General features: G+C 35.0%; 15 protein-coding genes and 3 riboswitches. Of the genes, 13 read left to right on the top strand and 2 right to left on the bottom strand.

The window, feature by feature from the left end; all coding sequences use genetic code 11:
• The first annotated feature begins 126 nt into the window (after window positions 1–126).
• The 4 genes from CAT7_RS01835 (at window position 127) to CAT7_RS12245 (ending at window position 8,314) form a co-directional block, all read left to right on the top strand.
• A complete protein-coding gene (locus CAT7_RS01835; protein ID WP_007721375.1) occupies window positions 127–3,816 on the top strand; it encodes a helicase-related protein in 3,690 nt (1,229 codons plus the stop codon).
• Window positions 3,794–7,087, top strand: coding sequence for an Eco57I restriction-modification methylase domain-containing protein (locus tag CAT7_RS01830; protein WP_007721374.1), 3,294 nt, complete (start codon window positions 3,794–3,796; stop codon window positions 7,085–7,087). The genes CAT7_RS01835 and CAT7_RS01830 overlap by 23 nt, the downstream gene beginning before the upstream one ends.
• Window positions 7,088–7,755: 668 nt before the next feature.
• Window positions 7,756–7,890, top strand: coding sequence for a hypothetical protein (locus tag CAT7_RS12590; protein ID WP_269479104.1), 135 nt, complete (start codon window positions 7,756–7,758; stop codon window positions 7,888–7,890).
• A 262-nt stretch (window positions 7,891–8,152) separates the two neighbouring features.
• Window positions 8,153–8,314 (top strand): hypothetical protein, encoded by a 162-nt coding sequence (locus tag CAT7_RS12245; protein WP_007721373.1) that lies wholly within the window; start codon window positions 8,153–8,155, stop codon window positions 8,312–8,314.
• 323 nt (window positions 8,315–8,637) lie between these two features.
• Here CAT7_RS12245 and CAT7_RS01825 read toward each other — a convergent pair whose 3' ends face one another.
• Window positions 8,638–9,909, bottom strand: coding sequence for a DEAD/DEAH box helicase (locus CAT7_RS01825; RefSeq protein WP_007721364.1), 1,272 nt, complete (start codon window positions 9,907–9,909; stop codon window positions 8,638–8,640).
• A gap of 660 nt (window positions 9,910–10,569) precedes the next feature.
• Between CAT7_RS01825 and CAT7_RS01820 the strand changes: the two genes are divergently transcribed.
• From CAT7_RS01820 to CAT7_RS01810, 3 genes are read left to right on the top strand one after another with little or no spacing between them, the layout of a single operon-like run.
• Window positions 10,570–11,610: an ABC transporter substrate-binding protein gene (locus tag CAT7_RS01820; protein WP_007721361.1), complete on the top strand. Its 1,041-nt coding sequence runs from the start codon at window positions 10,570–10,572 to the stop codon at window positions 11,608–11,610.
• Between the two features lie 24 nt (window positions 11,611–11,634).
• Entirely contained in the window at window positions 11,635–12,702 is a 1,068-nt protein-coding gene (locus tag CAT7_RS01815; protein ID WP_007721358.1) for a FecCD family ABC transporter permease, read from the top strand.
• 2 nt (window positions 12,703–12,704) lie between these two features.
• Window positions 12,705–13,463 (top strand): ABC transporter ATP-binding protein, encoded by a 759-nt coding sequence (locus tag CAT7_RS01810; RefSeq protein WP_007721355.1) that lies wholly within the window; start codon window positions 12,705–12,707, stop codon window positions 13,461–13,463.
• A gap of 72 nt (window positions 13,464–13,535) precedes the next feature.
• Here the strand turns inward: CAT7_RS01810 and CAT7_RS01805 are convergent, their stop codons facing one another.
• Window positions 13,536–13,934, bottom strand: a complete 399-nt coding sequence (locus CAT7_RS01805) for a VOC family protein (RefSeq protein WP_007721352.1) — start codon at window positions 13,932–13,934, stop codon at window positions 13,536–13,538.
• A gap of 528 nt (window positions 13,935–14,462) precedes the next feature.
• Here CAT7_RS01805 and CAT7_RS01800 point away from each other — a divergent pair.
• The 6 genes from CAT7_RS01800 to CAT7_RS01775 all read left to right on the top strand — a co-directional run bounded on the left by CAT7_RS01800 (window position 14,463) and on the right by CAT7_RS01775 (window position 20,352).
• Window positions 14,463–15,251, top strand: a complete 789-nt coding sequence (locus tag CAT7_RS01800) for an enoyl-CoA hydratase/isomerase family protein (protein WP_007721345.1) — start codon at window positions 14,463–14,465, stop codon at window positions 15,249–15,251.
• A gap of 155 nt (window positions 15,252–15,406) precedes the next feature.
• A riboswitch (FMN riboswitch) is annotated at window positions 15,407–15,521 on the top strand.
• A 154-nt stretch (window positions 15,522–15,675) separates the two neighbouring features.
• A riboswitch (FMN riboswitch) is annotated at window positions 15,676–15,790 on the top strand.
• Window positions 15,791–15,943: 153 nt separating this feature from the next.
• Window positions 15,944–16,059: riboswitch (FMN riboswitch) on the top strand.
• Between the two features lie 142 nt (window positions 16,060–16,201).
• Window positions 16,202–17,275 (top strand): bifunctional diaminohydroxyphosphoribosylaminopyrimidine deaminase/5-amino-6-(5-phosphoribosylamino)uracil reductase RibD, encoded by a 1,074-nt coding sequence (gene ribD, locus CAT7_RS01795; protein WP_029277637.1) that lies wholly within the window; start codon window positions 16,202–16,204, stop codon window positions 17,273–17,275.
• 27 nt (window positions 17,276–17,302) lie between these two features.
• The gene (locus tag CAT7_RS01790) at window positions 17,303–17,956 is read left to right on the top strand and encodes a riboflavin synthase (RefSeq protein WP_007721339.1); all 654 of its coding nucleotides are present in this window, start codon (window positions 17,303–17,305) and stop codon (window positions 17,954–17,956) included.
• A gap of 18 nt (window positions 17,957–17,974) precedes the next feature.
• On the top strand, window positions 17,975–19,168 hold the full coding sequence (locus CAT7_RS01785) for a bifunctional 3,4-dihydroxy-2-butanone-4-phosphate synthase/GTP cyclohydrolase II (RefSeq protein WP_007721328.1): 1,194 nt from the start codon (window positions 17,975–17,977) through the stop codon (window positions 19,166–19,168).
• A gap of 47 nt (window positions 19,169–19,215) precedes the next feature.
• The gene (gene ribH / locus CAT7_RS01780) at window positions 19,216–19,677 is read left to right on the top strand and encodes a 6,7-dimethyl-8-ribityllumazine synthase (RefSeq protein WP_007721326.1); all 462 of its coding nucleotides are present in this window, start codon (window positions 19,216–19,218) and stop codon (window positions 19,675–19,677) included.
• A gap of 9 nt (window positions 19,678–19,686) precedes the next feature.
• A complete protein-coding gene (locus tag CAT7_RS01775; RefSeq protein WP_007721324.1) occupies window positions 19,687–20,352 on the top strand; it encodes an HAD family hydrolase in 666 nt (221 codons plus the stop codon).
• Window positions 20,353–20,410: the final 58 nt, after the last annotated feature.

Genomic DNA, 20,410 nt, shown 5'->3' with positions numbered 1-20,410 from the left:
TGTGTTGTGCTAACGCTATTCTACAGAAGTGGGCTTCCTTTTTTCTATTTATATTCTCAAATCATCTTTAGATACATATTATTTTTAGGGGAAATCCATATATAGAAACGAAAAGAGGCAAATTTAATGGCGCAATATCCACAATTTATTGATAATAAGAGGAAAACTTTAGCGGAAACATTACGTACGATTGCTCCAAGTTATAATGTTCTTCGTATAGCGACAGGCTATTGGGATTTAGCAGGAACTTTGGAATTAATAGATGAAATTAAGCATTATACTAAAATACACTTATTAATCGGGCAAGAGCCTTTAGCTAATCATCTTCAAAAAAAATTTAAAATTTCAGTTGATGAAAATGATATATTTCCAGATAGCTATGTTCAATCTGATTTAGAAGATTATGGAATAGCGAATCAAATAAATGAACTGCGGGAGACATCACGTAAAGTTGTAACCCTAATCAAAGAAGGTAATTTAGAAGTAAAAGTATTTAGGAAACCTAGATTACACGCCAAGGCATACATATTTGGTGAATTAGGTGACGGAAAATCTGTAGGGATAGTTGGATCATCAAATTTTACAAAAGCTGGACTGACTACTAGTCAAGAACTTAACTTTTTAACATATGACTATAAAATAGTTGAGTTTGAACCAAAAACTGAAAATCAAGAAAACGGTCATATCACATGGTTTGAAGAGTTGTGGAATGATATAGGTGCTGAAGATTGGACAGGTGATTTTACAGAAATATTAAGTAACAGTCCTGTGGGGGATAAAACGTATGGACCATATGATGTATATATAAAAACATTAATGGAAGTTTTTCCGGATGAGTTGATTGACATATCGCCTTTCGATACTGATATTGAAAAAGTTTTGCATGAATTTCAAAATCAAAATGCCCTAAGCCTTCGACGTAAATTAGACACAATGGGAGTTGCTATGCTTTCCGATTCAGTAGGATTAGGTAAAACCATCACAGCTGCAGCTATTATTAAACAATATATTCATGACGATAAGGTGAATATTGCTATTATACCACCTGCCTCATTGAAGCAGCAGTGGGTTGATGAATTAGAAAGTGATAGATGGAACTTAGTGGAACATCGAGATTTTGAAATATATACACAGCAGGATAGTAATAAAATTGAACGATTAATTGATAAATCAAAAAGTCGTAGAAATAAGAGGGATGAAATAGACCTGTTTGTAGTAGATGAAGCACACAATTTAAGAAACGCAGGATCTACAAGACACCAACAAATCTTAGAATTATTTCAGGAAAACCCGGATGCCAAAGTCTTACTTCTTACTGCCACTCCTATAAATAATTCACTTATGGATTTTGCCAATCAAATTCAGCTTGGTTCAAAGGGGGATTTAGTTTCTGTAAATGTTCCTTATGCTACAGGAAACTCACAATTAGAATATATTGATTTCTTTGAAGCTTTAAAAAGAATTCAATCACAAGTTAGTAGGGCGGAAAAGAATGGTGAAAAATTAGATTGGAACATCTATCGGAAATCGTTAACTTCTGGTATAAGGCATTATTTAGTTCGCTCTACAAGGCAAGGTGTTATAAAAAGAAACGCAATGAAAAGCAATGCTGCTGGACAAAAGCTATTTCCTGATACAAAAGTTGAACAATTCTCATATAGCTATGGAAACGATAATTCAAAATTAGTTAAAGCTGCTATTGAAGCAGAAATTAGTAGCATTTTTGAGGGATTTGACCCAAGAAGATTAAATCTAGATTTTGTAAATGAAATTACACAAAGAACGATTCATCCGATTGATCTGTACACTAATATTCATAGACTTCAAGAAGATAATCAAAATGAACAGGTATTAGAAGATAATGATATTTCAGAAAAATACTTAGATTTAAAAATAATAAATAGTGGTGTGTCGGAAACAGTAATACCACTTCTTTTTCAATTAATTAATTTTCTTGGGTTTCCCCCATACAAACCTGATTCTTATCATAATGAAATTTACGGTAAGTCTATTCCAGATATACGCTCAATAAATATACCATCTAAAATAAGAACTCAGTTAGCCATTCATAATATGCTACATGTAACTTGGTTAAAACGTTTGGAATCATCAATGATGGCTTTAAAAAAATCTATTTCAAATTATAAACATAGAATTGAATTTTTCGAAAATTGGCTAGATAAAGGATTTATAGTAAATCTATCTGATGCTTCATTATTAGAAAATGAATATGGTGAAGATATTGATAAAGCCTTTGAAGATTATGAACAATACTTAACAGAAATAGAAGAAGCTATAGATGGCGATGAAGAGTATATAAAAAAACGTGGAATTGAACGTAAAGAAGCGGACGAAAATATTTATAATTTGGTGCAATTAAGGAAAGATATTAATCGGGATAAATTAATCATTGATTTACTATTAAAATTACTGGGATTTATAACCCAAGAAGGATCCGATGAAAAATTAAATGCTTTTATTACACGTTTATGCGAACAAATAAACGAAGGGAAACATGGAAATAAGGTTCTTATTTTTAGTTTCTTTTCTGACACAATTGAGTACCTGAGAGATACTTTGCCTAAACTATTAGAAGATAAAATACCAGGATTTAGCAAGCGATCAGAGTTTGTTTCGGGTAATAGTAAAGAAGTAGATAATATCGCAAAAAGATTCTCTCCGAAAAGTAAAAAATATCAGTTGAAAACTGGTGAAATAGAATTGAATTTTTTATTTGCAACAGATGTACTCTCAGAAGGTCAAAATTTACAAGATGCCGGTATCTTAGTAAATTATGATTTACATTGGAATCCAGTAAGGATGATACAAAGAAATGGACGTATTAATCGTTTAGGATCCTGCTTTGATGAGGTTCTTATTGCAAATGCGACTCCTAGTGATGATTTAGAAACATACTTAAAGCTTGTTAGAAGAATCGAACGTAAAATTGATACCATAAATTCAACAGTAGGTAATGACCAAAGTGTCTTAGGCGAAGAAGCAAACCCAATTGAATTTAATGACATGCTCGATTATTACAATGAAAATGAAGCAACAGCTAGTAAAGCGGCTTATAAATTAGAGAATCAAGGTGATCCACTAGACTGGATTGACAATTATTCGTTAGAATTAAGGGATTTTTTAGAAGAACATAAAAATGATGGGGAGATTGAAAGGATACAAGCTATTCCTAAAGGAAAATGGAATTATCTTCCACACTCTAAAGAAACTATTATTGACCCTTCTGAAGTAATTGGCTTATATACAACTAGTGGGAAAATTACAGGAACAGGGGAAAAGATTAAAGATATAGGGTTTGTTAAAATTGCATTTTCTGGTCAAAGTAGAGGTCCGTTTCGTGCTATTAGAACAGAATATATGGAGGAACAAGAAGCATTACACAGAATAAAAACAACGCCTGATGACGATACTATTAATATGGATACTATTAAAGTAAATAGGGAGGAATATATTTCTAAAGGAAAAGTTGAATTAAAAGTACAATTTGATTCTAACAAAGCTGTATTTGATTTGAAGCCTTCACATATAAAAGCTTTAGAAATAGTAGGAACATACTTCACAATGGATGTGCTAGGCGTAGTTAAAAAAGGCATAAAAAGATCAAATGAAAAACGAGAGTTCGAACAACTTGTGCGAAAATTAAACAGAGAAGTAAAAGAATCGGGAGCTCCATATTCTACAACAATTCGAAGATTTGAAGTATTTATTAACAAACTTTTAGATAAAGAAAATCAGGAACAAAAAATAGATAAAATCCAAGGAGTTTTATTTTATGCTAACAACGAAAAGGCTTAGTACCATAGATGATTTGGTGAAAAAACTTTCAAATGAAAATGATAAATGGATGTCACTTGCAATTGCAATTGATTTAGCAGATGAAGTATTAAAAGTAATTCTTCCTGAGAATGATAATTGGGAAAATCAATTAAGTAGAAACTCTAGACATACAGGGACATTACCAGCCCCCCTTACTTTAGACACATTTAAAAATCAAAAACAGATATCATGGTTTAATATTCATCCTGAATCTACTTCAGCGAGAAGTGCCTTTAAACTATTTTATTCAGATGATTGTGCTTTGGAGAGTAACTTTTTTTGGTTTAGTGAATCAGCAACTAAACAAAAAATTGCTGCAGCCACAGAATACTCACAAAACTGGGAAGATTCAGAACTTACTCGGAAACCAGAATATAAAGTAGGTATAGACTTCTTTTTAACACCAGATACTAGTAGTTTAATGGTAGTTATATCTAATCATCAAAAATTACGTGTATTAGAATTACATGGACATTTAAGCAACACCCAAAAGTTGATTTTTAAAGATAAACTTAATGGTGCTGCAGCGTATACTGGAATTGAAAAAGGAGAGCAATTAGAATTTGAACCACAACGTACAATTCATACTACTCTTTGGAATGCTTTACAACTTAAAGAAGTAAATAAACAATTTTATGGATATGTGGCGAGTCATTATGCAGAGGTAGTAACATGTTTAGAAAAAAATGGAAAGAATTCGGAAGACTCAAAACAATTTTCTTCTAGGTTATTGGGTAGACTATTATTTATATGGTTTTTGAGAAAGATGGATGTTATTAATGAAAGTATCGGTTACTTTGAAACAAACGATTTAACAGCTACTGAATACTATAATCAAAGATTAAAGCTATTGTTTTTTGAAACTTTAAATACTGAGATAGGGTCTAGAACCAGCGGTGATTTACTTACGCCGTATCTAAATGGTGGACTTTTTGAAGCTAAAGAAAATGATTTTATTGATGAGATAATAAAATTTCCTAAAGATTTTTTCACACGATTATACAATCATTTTGATGAATTTAATTTTACAACAGATGAGTCTAGTGCTGATTTTGAATTAATCGCGGTAGATCCTGAAATGTTGGGGCAAGTATTTGAGTCACTACTAGCATCACAAACAAATAATGAGGATAACAATGAACGTAATAATACAGGTTCATTTTATACCCCACGTGAAATTGTCGCATACATGGTGAAGGAAACCCTAAGACAGTATTTATATTCTAGACTGGATGAAGCATCTCATAAAGGAATTGATGAATTACTAGATTTATCTGATTCGCAATGGTTGAATAGAAAAAGCACATCTAGTGCAGATGTTTGGGGAGTTAACAGTAAAAAAGTTATTTCTGAAATAAAGATTGCTCTTGATAACTTCAAGGCTATTGATCCTGCTGCAGGGTCAGGAGCATTTCCTATGGGAATGCTTCAGCAACTACTTAAAACTTATGAAAGAATTGAAAAACGATTTGACTCCTACAAGCTAAAATTGTCAATTATTGAAAACAACATTTTTGGTGTTGATATTCAACCAATGGCTATAGAAATTTCGAGGCTACGTGCATGGCTATCAGTTATTGTAGATGAGAAGGATATTTCTAATATCAAACCATTACCAAATTTAGATTTTAAATTTATTGCAGCAAATTCTCTTATTAAATTAGAAGACGGTCAAACGGATTTATTTGCAGATACAGAGTTGGATGTTAAACTTCACGAATTAAGGAATAAATACTTTAATGCTAAATCTCCCAATAAGAAAAAAGAATATCAAGAAAAATATTATAAACTGACACTGGGTCAAGGCAATGTTTTTGATGATGAAAGAACTATGCAATTGAAGTCATTTGATCCATTTAAAAATAGAACAGCTGCAAAATTTTTTGATCCACATGTAATGTTTGGAATCACTGAAGGCTTTGATGCAGTAATTGGGAACCCACCATATCTTCTTGAAGGAAAATCTTCAAAGGATAAATTTGTGGGAATACCTTATTATCAAGGTAAAATGGATTTATGGTACAGTTTTGCATGTTTAGGAATAGATATGCTGAATAAAAACGGACATCTTGCCTATATTGCAAAAAATAATTGGGTTACTAATAGTGGAGCTAGTAAATTAAGAAATAAAGTTATCAAAGAAACTCAAATTATCCAACTAATTGATTTTGGTGAATTAATGGTGTTTGAAAGTGCTGACCAACAGACAATGATTATGCTATTTTCCAAGAATAATGATGCTGATAATTATCAATTCGATTATTCTAAAGTAACGGCTCATAAAGATCAACTAGAACTTTTAGATGTTTCAAAAGTATTGGAAAAGTCTTCTCCCGAAGTTGAATATTTAAATCCAAAAATAAATAGAATGGAGTTTATAGATTGTTATCTGACTTTTAGCGCTTCAGAAGATTTGTTAAATAAGATCAACAGTTTACCATCATTTTATTTAACGAAAGAAGAGGTATCTCAAGGTATTGTTTTTCCACAAGATTTTCTGAATAAGGCTAATCAGAAAAAATTAGGAGATGATTTCACCATTGGACATGGTATATTTGCATTTACAAGTGAAGAGAAAGATCAGTTGCATTTAACTGAAAATGAAGAGTCTTTAATAAAACCGTACTATATGCCAGAACAGTTAAAACCCTATTATACAGATCCAAGGAATAAGAATTGGCTAATTTATACCGGAAAAGAATATAAATTTAATGATAGTTTGGATAATTTCCCACATCTAAAAGAACATTTAGAGCCTTTTTTATCAATATTAACGTCATCAAATAAGCCATATGGACTTCATAGAATGCGTGTCCAAGATTTATTTGAAGGAGAAAAGGTAGTAGCAGTTAGAAAATCAGTTGGCAGACCTATATTTTCTTATTCAGACTTTGATTGCTATGTTTCACAGTCATGTAATATTATTAAACCAAAAAAAATATCAACAAAAGTCTTGACTGGGATTATTAATTCAAAGTTAATAGCATTTTGGTTGAAAGAAAAAGGTAAAATGCAGGGAAATAATTATCAATTAGACAAAGAACCGTTATTAAAAATCCCTTTACGAGTCCCACAAAGTAATGAAATTGAAAATCTTGTTAATAAAATATTAGAGAAAAAAAATAATCAAGAATCTACATTTTATCTTGAGAAAGAATTGGGTAAAGAAATATATTTACTATATGGATTAAACAATGAAGAAGTAGAGAGAATTGAGACATCAATTCCTGATTGGAGCTCACTGATTTAGTTGCTTTTTTCTCATTAAATTTTATCTCAGTATTTAATAAATTTATTCAAATAATTTATTTACCTGCAAAGTTGGGTACGGTTTTGGTTGCAATTTGATGATTATCAAGAAATATCGTGAAGTAATAGTATTAACATTTTCCAATTATATATTGCTGATATTATTGCATTTCTCAGCTAAATGTATTCCAAATTTTCATTGGAAGGGCCAATGGGGTAAAATGTTAAAAAGAACGTGGACTGCTTTAAGGCTCTATAATAAAAGGTGTTGGTGAATTGAAATGATTCGCCGGCACCATATTTATTTTTAATGCTATCCGCCACAAGAAATTACCAGCAGTTATATAGTTATTACCACCTACTGACACCGGTATTAACACAGAATGCCAGATAATTTACCAGTGGAACAAATAATAAAGAAAAACGATACATTCCTTTAGATAAAGGAGATATTGAGATTATTAAATTAAAATTTTTTTATTTTTATCTCTTAAGATAATATAAATAACGGTTAAATAAATTAAAGACAGTCTTTTTATATAATTACTTCTGGGATAAAAAGTCTGCCTTATTTATAATAGTATTTGGTAATAGTTATGAACATATATTTTGGTAATAATTCTCTCTTAAATTAAAATAGATAAAATCCCAAGTGAAATTAATAGAAAAATGATATTCAATAAATTACAGAATGTAGCGTATACGTTACAATTAACTATGAAATCATATGTGATGAATATGGTAGATGGCGAAAATCTTCAATTGAATAAGGAAACGAATTCGATGATTATCCTAATTATTTAAGTGTTAAAGTTGAAGCAAAATTTCGTGCGTGGATAGACCAAGTAGAGAACACGGAATTACAAGATTCTATTCGAAAAGAACGGGTAAAGAAATTAACGGATGAACATTGGCTCAGAGGATGCTATTTTCAAATTAAGAATATAAACTGTTATATCACAAATGGTTTTAGTAAAAAACAAAAAGACGCCTATTCGAGAGATAAATAAGGCGATAAAGATAAATAATCGGAAAAGTTACTTGAACGGTAAAGGGAGGAATAAAGATGAGCAAGAATAGTAAAGCAATCAAAAAACGTCTGTCTGAAAGTGCCCAAATGGAACCTTCACTTTCTATATTGAAAGATATAGCTCATTCTCTAGGCAAACAAATTGAAATAAACTTTGTTGATGAAAATAAAAATAATAAAGCTGCATTAGTAAAATAAATTTCCATCTTAGTATCTAAATTAGGTAGCTACCATAGTTATTTATTCTAGATTTTGAACGTCTAGAGAAAGAAGAAATTAGTTCCATGACAGACTTATTTTATAATGACTATCAAAACTGTTAATCGATGTTTGCTTAATTCAAGAACTAAATAAAAAAGCTAGAAACCTCAGATTTCCAGCTTTTTTTGTCATTATGATAGTTGTTAAGCATTGTTTCATAAATTCTGCATTGAGTATTTCTAGGAAGCATACTTGATCATCATCTACTTCACCTATGTCATTACCGGTGTAAAAGCGGGAGACTTTGTCAATCGGTTACTTTACGCGTTTTTCGTTTGTACACGAGGTCTTTGTGCGGCTTTTTGACCGCCTCTTCGAACTTGTTTACTTTTAGCGCGTGTTCCACTATTGCGCGTGGCAACAGCTTTTCTCGCCTGCTGTGCTGGTGCTTGAGTGCCTTCTTTCAAAAGATAAGGATGGTCTTTTATAACTGGAACTTTCCTCTTACTAAGTTTTTCAATGTCGCGCAACAAGTCTGATTCTGTTTCATCACAGAAAGAGATAGCTTTTCCACTTAGCCCTGCGCGTCCTGTACGGCCGATACGGTGAACGTAGGTTTCTGGAACTTCAGGCAAGTCAAATTGGATAACTTGCGAAAGCTCAGGCACATCGATACCACGGGCTGCGATATCTGTCGCTACGAGAACGCTAGTTTTCATGGTCTTGAAGTTTTCTAAAGCTTGCTGACGCGCATTCTGGGACTTGTTGCCGTGAATCGCTTCGGCTGTGAAACCCGCTTGCAGAAGTTTTTTGACGATTTTGTTGGCGCCATGCTTGGTTCTGGAGAAGACTAGGGAACGCTCAACCTGCTTATTCTTCAAAAGATGGATAAGTAGGTTAGTTTTGTCGGTCTTGGCTACGCGATAAACGCTTTGTAGGATGACTTCAACAGTTGATGAAACTGGATTGACCACCACTTTTACCGGATTTGATAAAATGGTTCCTGCAAGTTTTTCGATTTCAGTCGGCATCGTTGCTGAAAAGAACATACTTTGACGTTTCTTAGGCAATTCGCGGATAATATGGCGTACATCACGCAACATCCCCATGTCCAACATCATATCGGCTTCATCCAAGACAAAGAACTCAACCTGATTCAGTTTGACAAATCCTTGTCTAATAAGGTCTAACAGTCTGCCTGGCGTTGCGATTAGGATATCCGTTCCGCGTTTCAGTGTGGCTGTTTGAGGATTCTGAGAAACGCCACCAAAAATCACTTGGATATTCAAGGGAAGGTATTTAGCGTATGTTTGGAAACTTTCACCGATTTGTATAGCAAGTTCACGGGTAGGAGCAAGGATTAAGGCTTTGATAGCTCCTTTTCCAACAGTTTTTTCTTCCATAATATTTTGAAGGATGGGTAAGGCAAAGGCAGCTGTCTTACCAGTACCAGTCTGGGCACAACCTAACAAGTCCTTGTTGTTCAGCAGATGCGGAATGGCATCCTCTTGGATAGGCGTTGCTTTCGTATAGCCTGCTTCTTTCAGTGCGTGCAATAGGTGTTGGTTCAATTCTAATTCATTAAATAACAAATGGTTCTCCTTCGGCATGGTATACATGCATTTGATTTTTGTAAATGTGTTTCGGATTAGGTTGGTTTAGCATACAAGAGTCTGACTATCTTTCAAAAATCGACCTGATCCGAACAAGTAGATAGTTTCTCTGAGAAATAGCATGACTGGCCTATTGTATCAGAAATGGAAGTGAGAGTCACATTATTCTGTTTTTGGGGTTTTAGCGTTTTTATTCTTATATAAAGAGGATTACCAAAATAACTAGTTATCTTATGATAATCTCTACTTTATTGAATGAAAATTTAAAATTCGTTTTATCCCACAGTCATTGTTTAATAAAAAGAGACAATAGTGTTCGCAAGTGAAAATAATAATAAGTTAACCAAATTAGATTATGGTCTGGAATTCCAATGGATTTAGTTCGTCTAAATGGTTTTTTTGAATTAACTAATAAAATAACATCGAAATAGTAAGTATCATTATGATTATTTGTGAATGTTTTAACATTTATGTTTACTTTAACAAAATTCAATTATATAATTGAAAATGAAGATACTTCTTAATTAAAAAGCTTGATTCATTTTATCTAATTAACTGATTTCAGCTAATTGATAAATAAGAAATTAAAGTATAAAACTGAACGAATAGAAAAAATATAAAATAATTGGAGATGAAAAAATGACTATACTAAAAACAGTGAAATATTTAGGACTTGTTACAGTTGCGACTTTTGTGCTAGGCGCATGTGGACAAAAAAATGTTGCAGAAGAACAGGCATCTATGAGTGAACAGTCAACGGAACAGAGTGAAAAAACAACTTTTCCATTAACGTTGGATAATTACACCGCATCGTCAGAAGGTTCAGTATTTTCAGAAAAAGAAATAACGTACGAATCTAGCCCGAAATCGATTGTTGCCAATAACCAGGGAACAGCGGAGTTGCTAATCCAACTTGGATTAGCTGAAGACATTGTAGGCGTAGCCGCCTTATACGGTGAAGGCGATGAAACGGTAACTGAGGAATTCTCTAGCATTCCCGTTTTGTCAGAAGGATATGTTGGAAAAGAATTAGTTGTAGGTACTGATCCGGATATCGTTGTGGGACGTGGGCAACTGTTTGCCAATGCCGAATGGGGAACGGGAACAGTGGAAGAATTGAATGATTTAGATATTCAGACGTATATTCAAGCGACATCAACGACAGGCGCAACTTTTGAGGATATCTATACTGATATTGATCATTTAGGAAAATTATTTACGGTTGAAGAGAAGGCACAACAATTTTCAACGGATATAAAAACACGAATGGACGCAATCGTTGCAGCCATTCCTGATAAACAGGCAACTCTTGATTATGCTTATATTTTTGGGGCAGAAGGTACGGACGTGAATATTTATAGTGGTGCAGCAGACACTTACTTAAACGATGCCTTAAGCTATATGGATTTAGAAAATACATTTGCAGATGTAACGGGAGAAATCAGTGTCGAAGCTTTATTGGAAGCTGATCCAGATGTATTATTATTGGTTAACTATACGGGTGGACGCGATCCAAAAGAGAGCTTAGCTGATTTGAAAGCAAATGACGCACTTTCAAGTCTGACAGCAATCAAAGAAGACCGCATCTATACGATTGATTACAATCAATTCTGGAGTTATGGGTACCAAATTTTAACCGGTATGGAACAACTCAATACTGAAATGCAGTCAAAAAATTAATTCACAGCAGGAAGGAGTAAACTGATGAACCGTATTGATAAGCAACGCAAATTATTTTATATATGTTTACTCCTTTTTACTGTATTGATTATCTTTTCGATTGGAATCGGTGTTGCGGTCGGACAAGTCGCAATACCTCTGAAAGAATCGTTTCAGATACTGCTTGAAAATTTGTCAGGAGGAATAGTTAATGACTTATCTGGCATTTCTTCTAACTCTTACGAAAGTATCATCTGGCAGATTCGTTTTCCAAGAGTCCTTTTAGCAATGCTGACGGGTATGGGATTATCCTTAGCCGGTGCGGTTATGCAGACAACGGTCCAAAATCCACTCGCAGATCCTTATATCTTAGGTATTTCTTCTGGCGCCTCTCTAGGTGCAACGTTTGCTATTCTAATTGGCTTTGGTGGAACTAGTATCTTGGCTCAATTTGGGTTATCATTTTGGGCATTTTTAGGAGCGGTGACAGCGGCTCTTCTAGTTTTACTATTGTCGAATATTCATGGACAAATGAATTCAATCAAATTGATTTTATCCGGGATGGTATTAAATGCCCTTTTTACAGCCTTTTCCAATTTCATCATATACATAGCCAATGATGCGGAAGGGATTCGTTCAGTAACATTCTGGATGATGGGAAGTTTGGCAGGAGCAAGTTGGTCCAAGCTTCCTTTGTTGGCAACCGTTGTTCTAGTTTGTTTGCTCTTTTTCTTAACACAAATACGGATTTTAAATATTATGCTATTAGGCGATGAATCAGCCGTTACGCTTGGAGTAAATTTGAAATTTTACCGCAAATTGTATCTCGTTATTACATCAATTCTAACCGGAGTTATCGTGGCAAATACTGGAATGATTGGATTTGTAGGATTGATTATTCCTCATATTGTCCGTGGAATAGTCGGATCAAATCATCGGTACTTCTTACCGTTATCAGTTTTTTCGGGATCTTTATTTATGGTATGGTGCGATATTTTATCTCGTATTATCCTGCCAACAGTTGAGTTGCCTATTGGTATTTTGACCTCTTTAATTGGCGCACCGCTATTCATTTACATTTTTGTTAAAAAAGGCTACGAGTTTGGAGGGTAAGTATGAATTTAACGATTGATAACGTATCGGTATCTATTGGCTCCCAGCAAATTGTACAAGATGTTTCATTGCATGTCCGTCAAAATCAGTTTGTAGGTCTGATCGGACCGAATGGCTGTGGGAAATCAACTTTATTGAAAAGTGTTTCTAAACTACTTGAACCCAAAACGGGAGTTATTACGCTGGGTGACGAGAATGTTCAAGACCTTTCACATAAACAGCTCGCAAAAATATTGGGTGTCGTGGGACAGTTTCATGAAGTCAATTTTGATTTTTCTATCCGTGATATGCTATTGCTCGGACGATCACCGTACAAAGGTTTAATGGAGAGAGACAATGCGTTAGATTATGAAATTGTCGAAAAGGTTCTTCTCCAAATGGACTTGGAAAAAATGGCGGATAGGAGTTTCTTATCTCTGTCAGGTGGAGAAAAACAGCGAGTTATATTAGGTAGAACGTTGGTCCAACAACCTAAATTTTTAGTTTTGGATGAGCCCACCAATCATTTGGATATTAAACATCAATTGAGTATTTTAAGAACAGTCGCTTCCTTACCGATAGGTGTATTAGCAGCTTTACATGATTTGAATCTAGCTGCACGCTTTACGGATTATTTGTATGCGATGAAAGATGGACGAATTATTAAAGAGGGTAGACCGGAAGAAGTGTTAACGGAAGCGGTCATTCAAGAATTGTATGAAGTGGAATGTCGCACCTATATTAATCCTATTTCAGGCAAAAAAGCCATTGAATTTTTATAAAAACACCTCTGTCGAATTCGACAGAGGTGTTTTGCGTCAATCTATTAATTTACAGTAGTTTAAAAATCCTTATTACATTGCCATCCAACTGGGCTCTAAGGTATTTCCGTCTAGATCTTGTACTTCAAGTCCAAACATTTGATCTTCAGACATTCCCATGTCTACTTTGTAGAAATCACCACCATTGGTTTTTGCCGTTTCAGCAAACTTTTTGACGGCATCAGCGCTTTCCAGGCTGAATGAAATTAGAGCACTGCTAGTGGTTTGAGTATCTGCAATTGTTTTATCTTTAAGAAAACGGCTATAAAATTCGTGATTCAGTAGCATAATCCAAAAATTATCATCCCAAACCATTGCGACAGCTTCATCGTTTGAGAATTCATTATTTTTAGTAAACCCTAATTTTTCATAAAATGCAGCAGAGCGATTGACATCAGATACAGGGAAATTCACAAAAACCATAGTTGACATAAAAATCCTCCATTCTCTTCATATTCTGATTTTATTACAAATAAAGCATCTCACGAGGGAGCTTTTTTGTCAAAAATAGTAGATTAAATTGCGCTAGTCATTATAAGGTTTATGGCAAGTCTAGACGAGTAAGTATAAAACCTGAAGGATCTTATACAGTTATGTTGGATGGTTTAGCAGAAAAAGAATTATGAGATTGATGGGGATGGCTATGAAGAATATATCATTGATGAAGTGGCAAAAAAAAATTCAGGATCTTCTTTATAAGTCAGTAAAATGGTTTTAAACGAAATAACTAAAAATTAATTTAATTAAGAAAGTCATACAGGTCATTAGCTTTGCTAATACCCTGTATGACTAATGGTAATTTGTATCGAATGAGCTATAGGAATATACTAAGTATATAAAAGAAAGCGTTGTCTTAATGATCAAAAATTATTAGCATAAATGAATTTCCTACTGATTTCGTAAGAAAGCCATTGCTGCTAAGTCGTCCGTATTATTGTCAGAAAAGAGGGGTAAGTAGAAATGTATCAAACAATCCTGTATGAAGAAAAAGAGAATATTGCGTACATCACTTTTAATAGACCTGAAGTCGGAAATGCCTTCTCAGAAGTTTCATTTCGAGAGATTCCAGAAGCTTTAACGAAGGCGTCAGAAGATGGGAATATTCGTGCAGTTGTTTTGACAGGTAAAGGAAAGTTGTTCTGTGGAGGAGGGGACATTAACCAGTTTAAAGAGATGATAGAAAAAGATGATGGAGGGATTCCAGAACATTTGGTCGAAGCTACAGGGGCAATGGGTCGTGCCATTCGAAACTGCAGCAAACCGGTTATTGCTTCTATCAATGGAGCGGCAGCGGGTGCGGGCATGGGGGTAGCACTAGCAGCTGATTTTCGTATCATGGAGAAACGCAGCTCTCTTGTTACAGCCTTTGTAGGCATGGGATTACCAGGAGACACAGGTGTACTATATTTCTTGCAAAAGATGGTAGGAATCTCAATGGCAACAGAATTGTTAATGTTTTCTAAACCTATCAAAGGAGAGCGTGCATTTGAATTGGGTTTAGCAAATAAAGTGGTTGAAGATGGAACCTTAAAAGAAGAAACATGGGCATTTGTAAAAAAAGTAGCTTCATTACCAACACAAACGGTTTCCTATCAAAAGCAACTTTCCAATGAGTTTTTTTATAGTGATTTAGAAAAATTCAATTATAGAGAGGCACAACTGATGCATCTGTCTTCTTTAACAGATGATCATAAAGAGGCTGTCATGGCGTTTCTTGAAAAAAGAGCACCTCACTTCAGAGGACACTGAATTAAGTTGCTCATGTAAAAAGGTGATTAATAGACTACTGAAGAATAGCCTTTACTAGTACTTTTAGTACACTTAGTATTAAGGTAATCGGACAGTTCATATAAAAAATATTGACATCTCTTGTATTTAAATATATTCTTACATTACAAAAGTAAATTAGTCTTCAGGGCAGGGTGCAAGTCCCTACCGGTGGTAAAGCCCACGAGCCGTAAGGCAGATTCGGTTAGATTCCGAAGCCGACAGTATAGTCTGGATAAAGCGAAGACAAAGTAATTGCAGAGAAATTAAGATAGCTAGAGTCTTTTTTTGGACAGATAGCAATCATGAATTTGTGAAGCAACTATTAACTAGTCTTATTTAGCTATAAGTCGAAGCCCTGGATATAAAATTCTGAGGGCTTTTTTGTGTAGAAAAGTAAAAATTAAATAGTCTTCAGGGCAGGGTGCAAGTCCCTACCGGTGGTAAAGCCCACGAGCCGCAAGGCAGATTCGGTCAGATTCCGAAGCCGACAGTATAGTCTGGATAAAGCGAAGACAAAGTAATTGCAGAGAAATTAAGATAGCTAGAGTCTTTTTTTGGATAGATAGCAATCATGAATTTGTGAAGCAACTATTAACTAGTCTTATTTAGCTATAAGTCGAAGCCCTGGATATAAAAATCTGGGGCTTTTTTGTGTGGAAAAGTAAAAATTAAATAGTCTTCAGGGCAGGGTGCAAGTCCCTACCGGTGGTAAAGCCCACGAGCCGTAAGGCAGATTCGGTTAGATTCCGAAGCCGACAGTTATAGTCTGGATAAAGCGAAGACAAAGTTTACAAAAATCAAAAAGTAACCGAGTACAAAGTATTCGGAGTTATTTGTTGAGCCTTGTAAAAAAAATGACGAAAGCCCTGAGAGTACATTCTTGGGGCTTTTTTAATTTGAATGGAGTGAGAGGATTGGATGAAGTGTACATGAGGATGGCACTGGACTTGGCAAGAAAGGGAAAAGGATGGACAACTCCTAATCCTTTAGTTGGAGCGATCATTGTAAAAGGTGGAAGAGTTATTGGGCAAGGGTATCATCAAAAATACGGACAGCCCCATGCGGAAGTAAATGCGATTGCATCAGCCAAAGAAGATGTGACTGGGGCAACGTTGTATGTCACGTTAGAACCGTGTTCTCATTTTGGGAAAACACCACCTTGTTCAGACTTACTGATAGACAAGAACATTAAACGAGTAGTCGTGGGCACACTCGATCCAAACCCACTAGTTGCTGGAAAAGGAATTGAAAGGCTTCGTAGCAATGGAATTGAAGTAGTTACAGGTGTACTAGAAGAAGAGAGTCAAAAATTGAATGAGATCTTCATAAAATACATTGTTACGAAAGAACCATTTGTGGTTATGAAAAATGCAATGTCTCTAGATGGAAAAATCGCTACAGTGACTGGTGAATCTCAATGGATTTCTGGTGAGTCCTCTAGGAAACAAGTCCATTCCCTGCGCCATGAATTAGCTGGAATTATGGTCGGTATAGAAACGATTATCAAGGATGACCCACAACTAACTTCTAGAACACTAAACAGTCGTAATCCTATTAGAATTGTTGTCGATAGTCAGCTAAGAATCCCAATCGCTTCAAAGGTATTAACTCAACAGGATAAAGCGAAGACAATTGTGGCCACCACAAGAAGAGCCAATAAGGAAAAATTAGATACGTTAAAGCAGATGGACATTGAAGTGCTTGTAACTAAAGAAAAAGGTGGAAGAGTTGATTTAAAAGAATTAATGAAGCTACTAGGAGCTAAAGGAATTGATAGTATCTTACTGGAAGGCGGTGCAAATTTGAATTTCTCGGCTTTGGAAGAAGGAATCGTGGACAAAATACAGTCCTATATTGCGCCAAAAATCATTGGAGGAAAAGAGGCTAAAACAGCTGTAGAAGGGGCAGGAGTTCACTCATTAAAAAATGCATTTCAAATTGATCGGATGACGCCTGTAATGGTCGGAGAAGATCTGTTTGTGGAAGGCTATATTATTAAATAAAGAGAAGCAATCGATTGGAGGAAAAGCATGTTTACAGGAATTATCGAGGAGATGGGAACGATTCAAGCAATCAGGCGAGGTGAAAATTCTTCAATACTCAAAATAAAGGGACAAAAAGTATTGCAAGGGACTCGTATCGGAGATAGTATCTCGACAAATGGGATTTGTTTGACCGTGACGAAAATAGAAAATGATTCCTTTGATGCGGATGTCATGTCCGAATCGTTAAAACGGACGAACATAGGGGAATTAGCGCCTGGAAGTTACGTTAACTTGGAACGAGCACTAAGTTTGGAAACGCGTCTTGGTGGCCATATGGTGAGTGGCCATATCGATGGAACGGGAAAGATAAGAGAAATGAAGCGTGAGGATAATGCCGTTTGGATCACGGTTGAAACAAGTCCTAAATTATTGCGTTACATTATTGAGAAAGGTTCTATAGCGATTGATGGCGTTAGTTTGACAGTTGTGACGGTTGATAATCAATCGTTCAAGGTTTCTGTCATTCCTCATACCGGTGAAGAGACCGTTCTATTGCGGAAGCAACTTGGAGATGCTGTAAATCTTGAATGCGATATGATCGGAAAATATGTTGAAAAATTATTAGGTTTGGATTCGAAATTGCCAGTTCAAGAGAGTCAAGTAACGACAGAATTTTTGAAAGATAACGGGTTCTTTTAGAACAGAATGGAGAGACATATGTTTAATACAATTGAAGAGTTACTTGCTGATTTAAGAGCTGGGAAAAACATTTTATTGGTAGATGATGAAGACAGAGAAAATGAAGGAGACATTATTTGTGCGGCTGAATTTGCTACTACAGAAAATGTGAACTTTATGGCTAGTTATGCCAAAGGTCTAATTTGTATGCCTATGCCTAAAAGCTATACAAAGAAGTTCGCATTGCCACAAATGAGTCTAAACAGTACAGATAATCATGGGACAGCTTTTACCATTTCAGTGGATCATGTGGAAACGACAACGGGTATTTCAGCTGGGGAACGGTCATTGACCGCTATGAAATTGGTGAGCGATGATGCAAAAGCGGAAGACTTTAGAAGACCAGGGCATATGTTCCCGTTAGAAGCTGTTGACGGGGGTGTATTGGTTCGAAATGGACATACAGAAGCAACGGTTGACTTGATGCGTTTAGCAGGTTTGCAACCAGTGGGTCTGTGTTGTGAAATCATGAATGAAGATGGATCGATGGCAAGAAGAGACGATTTATTGGCTTTAGCTGATGATTATGATTTGAAAATCGGTACAATTGCCGATTTAATTGAGTATCGAAAAACCCAAGAACAAGTTATTTTCCGCGAATCTAAAGCACTGTTACCTACCAAATATGGAGATTTTGACATCTATGCCTATGAACATACGGTAACTGGTGAACACCATGTCGCCTTGGTTATGGGTGAAGTCAGTGATGGAGAGCCGGTACTTTGTCGTATCCATTCGGAATGTTTGACAGGTGATGTATTTGGTTCTAAAAAATGTGATTGTGGTCAACAATTGGATGCAGCAATGAAACGAATTGCAGATGAAGGACGTGGGATTTTAGTTTACATGCGTCAAGAGGGGCGTGGAATTGGCTTAGTCAATAAAATAAGAGCTTATGCGTTGCAAGATCAAGGACACGATACCATTGAAGCTAACTTATTGCTTGGTTTTCCAGTTGATCTACGAGAGTACTATGAATGCAAACAAATTTTTGATGACTTGGGTGTTTCTCATCTACGCCTGATGACTAATAATCCACTGAAAGTAGAGAGTATGGATAAATACGGTTTGGATATTGTAGAAAGAATTTCACTTCAAATGGAAGCTTTTGCGGAAGATAAAGACTATTTAAAGATCAAGCAAGAAAAAATGCATCATCATTTGAACTACTAAAAATGGACAGCGTACTACAAAAAAATATCATACATGGAGGAATTAAAATGAACGTATTCGAAGGACAATTAATTGCAAAAAACTTAAAAGTGGGTATCGTGATTGCACGGTTTAATGAATTTATAGGATCAAAATTATTAAGTGGAGCTGTTGACGGTTTAAGAAGACATGGCATGCTAGAGGAAGAAATCACAGTTGCGTGGGTTCCAGGAGCTTATGAAATTCCATTAGTTGCACAAAAAATGGCAGCTTCAGGAAAGTATGATGCTATTATTACTTTAGGGGCAGTCATTAAAGGGTCTACCTCGCACTACGATTATGTCTGTTCTGAAGTTTCAAAAGGAGTAGCTGCAGCTGCAATGAATACAGGTGTACCCGTAATGTTTGGGGTCTTAACGACAGATAACATTGAACAAGCCATTGAACGTGCCGGTACGAAAGCTGGAAACAAAGGTTATGAATCTGCAGTTTCAGCGATTGAAATGGCCAATCTATTGAAAGGCATGTAAGGTCGGATCATGGATAAAACAAGACTAAAGAACATTCAAACCAATATTTTTGATTACGATGGGACACTGCATGACAGTACGGCAAACTATATTGCTGCTTTCAAAATGGCTTATAACTATTTGATCGAGAATAAAAAAGCTGACCCAAGAGAGTGGAAAGATAAAGAAATCACTAAATGGTTAGGGTATAGCAGTAAAGACATGTGGGAAAATTTCATGCCTAATTTAGATGCTGAACACCAAGCTACTGCTTCAAAAATCATAGGAGAAACGTTGCTGAAAAAAGTTCTCGCAAAAGAAGCAACTCTTTATACTGGAGCTTTGGAAACATTAGGTTACTTAAGACATAAAGGATACCAACTTATCTTTTTAAGTAATTGTAGTGAAAAATATATGAATGCACATCGGCAAGCTTTTCAGTTAAATCAGTATTTTGAAGAGATGTATTGCACAGAAACATTTGAGTATAGTGCCAAATACAAGATTTTTGAATTAATTGAAAAACAGTATAAAGAAAATTTTCTTATTGTCGGAGATCGCATACAGGATTTTGAAATTAGTCACTACCACAATCTAGTTAACATAGGATGTAATTATGGATTTGGGTCAGAAGAAGAATTGCAACAATCAGATATAAGGATAAATGCTATCCAAGAATTGCAAGACATTCTTTAGATAGGAAAACTTGAATAAGTTGGTTTTTTACTCAAGTAAAAAAAAGATAACCTTCAGT

The organism is Carnobacterium sp. AT7, from assembly GCF_000171855.1.
In the GTDB taxonomy this organism is placed as follows: Bacteria; Bacillota; Bacilli; order Lactobacillales; family Carnobacteriaceae; genus Carnobacterium_B; species Carnobacterium_B jeotgali.
Note: the sequence above shows the minus strand (reverse complement) of the source record. Positions and strands in the feature narration are given on the sequence as shown.

Bases quoted from the DNA above. Each gene is read 5' to 3' on its own strand.
- CAT7_RS01820 (WP_007721361.1), top strand. From the start codon at position 10,570: ATGACTATACTAAAAACAGTGAAATATTTAGGACTTGTTACAGTTGCG.
- CAT7_RS01805 (WP_007721352.1), bottom strand. From the start codon at position 13,934: ATGTCAACTATGGTTTTTGTGAATTTCCCTGTATCTGATGTCAATCGC.
- CAT7_RS01790 (WP_007721339.1), top strand. From the start codon at position 17,303: ATGTTTACAGGAATTATCGAGGAGATGGGAACGATTCAAGCAATCAGG.
- CAT7_RS12245 (WP_007721373.1), top strand. From the start codon at position 8,153: ATGAGCAAGAATAGTAAAGCAATCAAAAAACGTCTGTCTGAAAGTGCC.
- CAT7_RS01810 (WP_007721355.1), top strand. From the start codon at position 12,705: ATGAATTTAACGATTGATAACGTATCGGTATCTATTGGCTCCCAGCAA.
- CAT7_RS12590 (WP_269479104.1), top strand. From the start codon at position 7,756: ATGATATTCAATAAATTACAGAATGTAGCGTATACGTTACAATTAACT.
- CAT7_RS01775 (WP_007721324.1), top strand. From the start codon at position 19,687: ATGGATAAAACAAGACTAAAGAACATTCAAACCAATATTTTTGATTAC.
- ribH (WP_007721326.1), top strand. From the start codon at position 19,216: ATGAACGTATTCGAAGGACAATTAATTGCAAAAAACTTAAAAGTGGGT.
- CAT7_RS01785 (WP_007721328.1), top strand. From the start codon at position 17,975: ATGTTTAATACAATTGAAGAGTTACTTGCTGATTTAAGAGCTGGGAAA.
- CAT7_RS01815 (WP_007721358.1), top strand. From the start codon at position 11,635: ATGAACCGTATTGATAAGCAACGCAAATTATTTTATATATGTTTACTC.
- CAT7_RS01800 (WP_007721345.1), top strand. From the start codon at position 14,463: ATGTATCAAACAATCCTGTATGAAGAAAAAGAGAATATTGCGTACATC.
- CAT7_RS01830 (WP_007721374.1), top strand. From the start codon at position 3,794: ATGCTAACAACGAAAAGGCTTAGTACCATAGATGATTTGGTGAAAAAA.
- CAT7_RS01835 (WP_007721375.1), top strand. From the start codon at position 127: ATGGCGCAATATCCACAATTTATTGATAATAAGAGGAAAACTTTAGCG.
- ribD (WP_029277637.1), top strand. From the start codon at position 16,202: ATGAGGATGGCACTGGACTTGGCAAGAAAGGGAAAAGGATGGACAACT.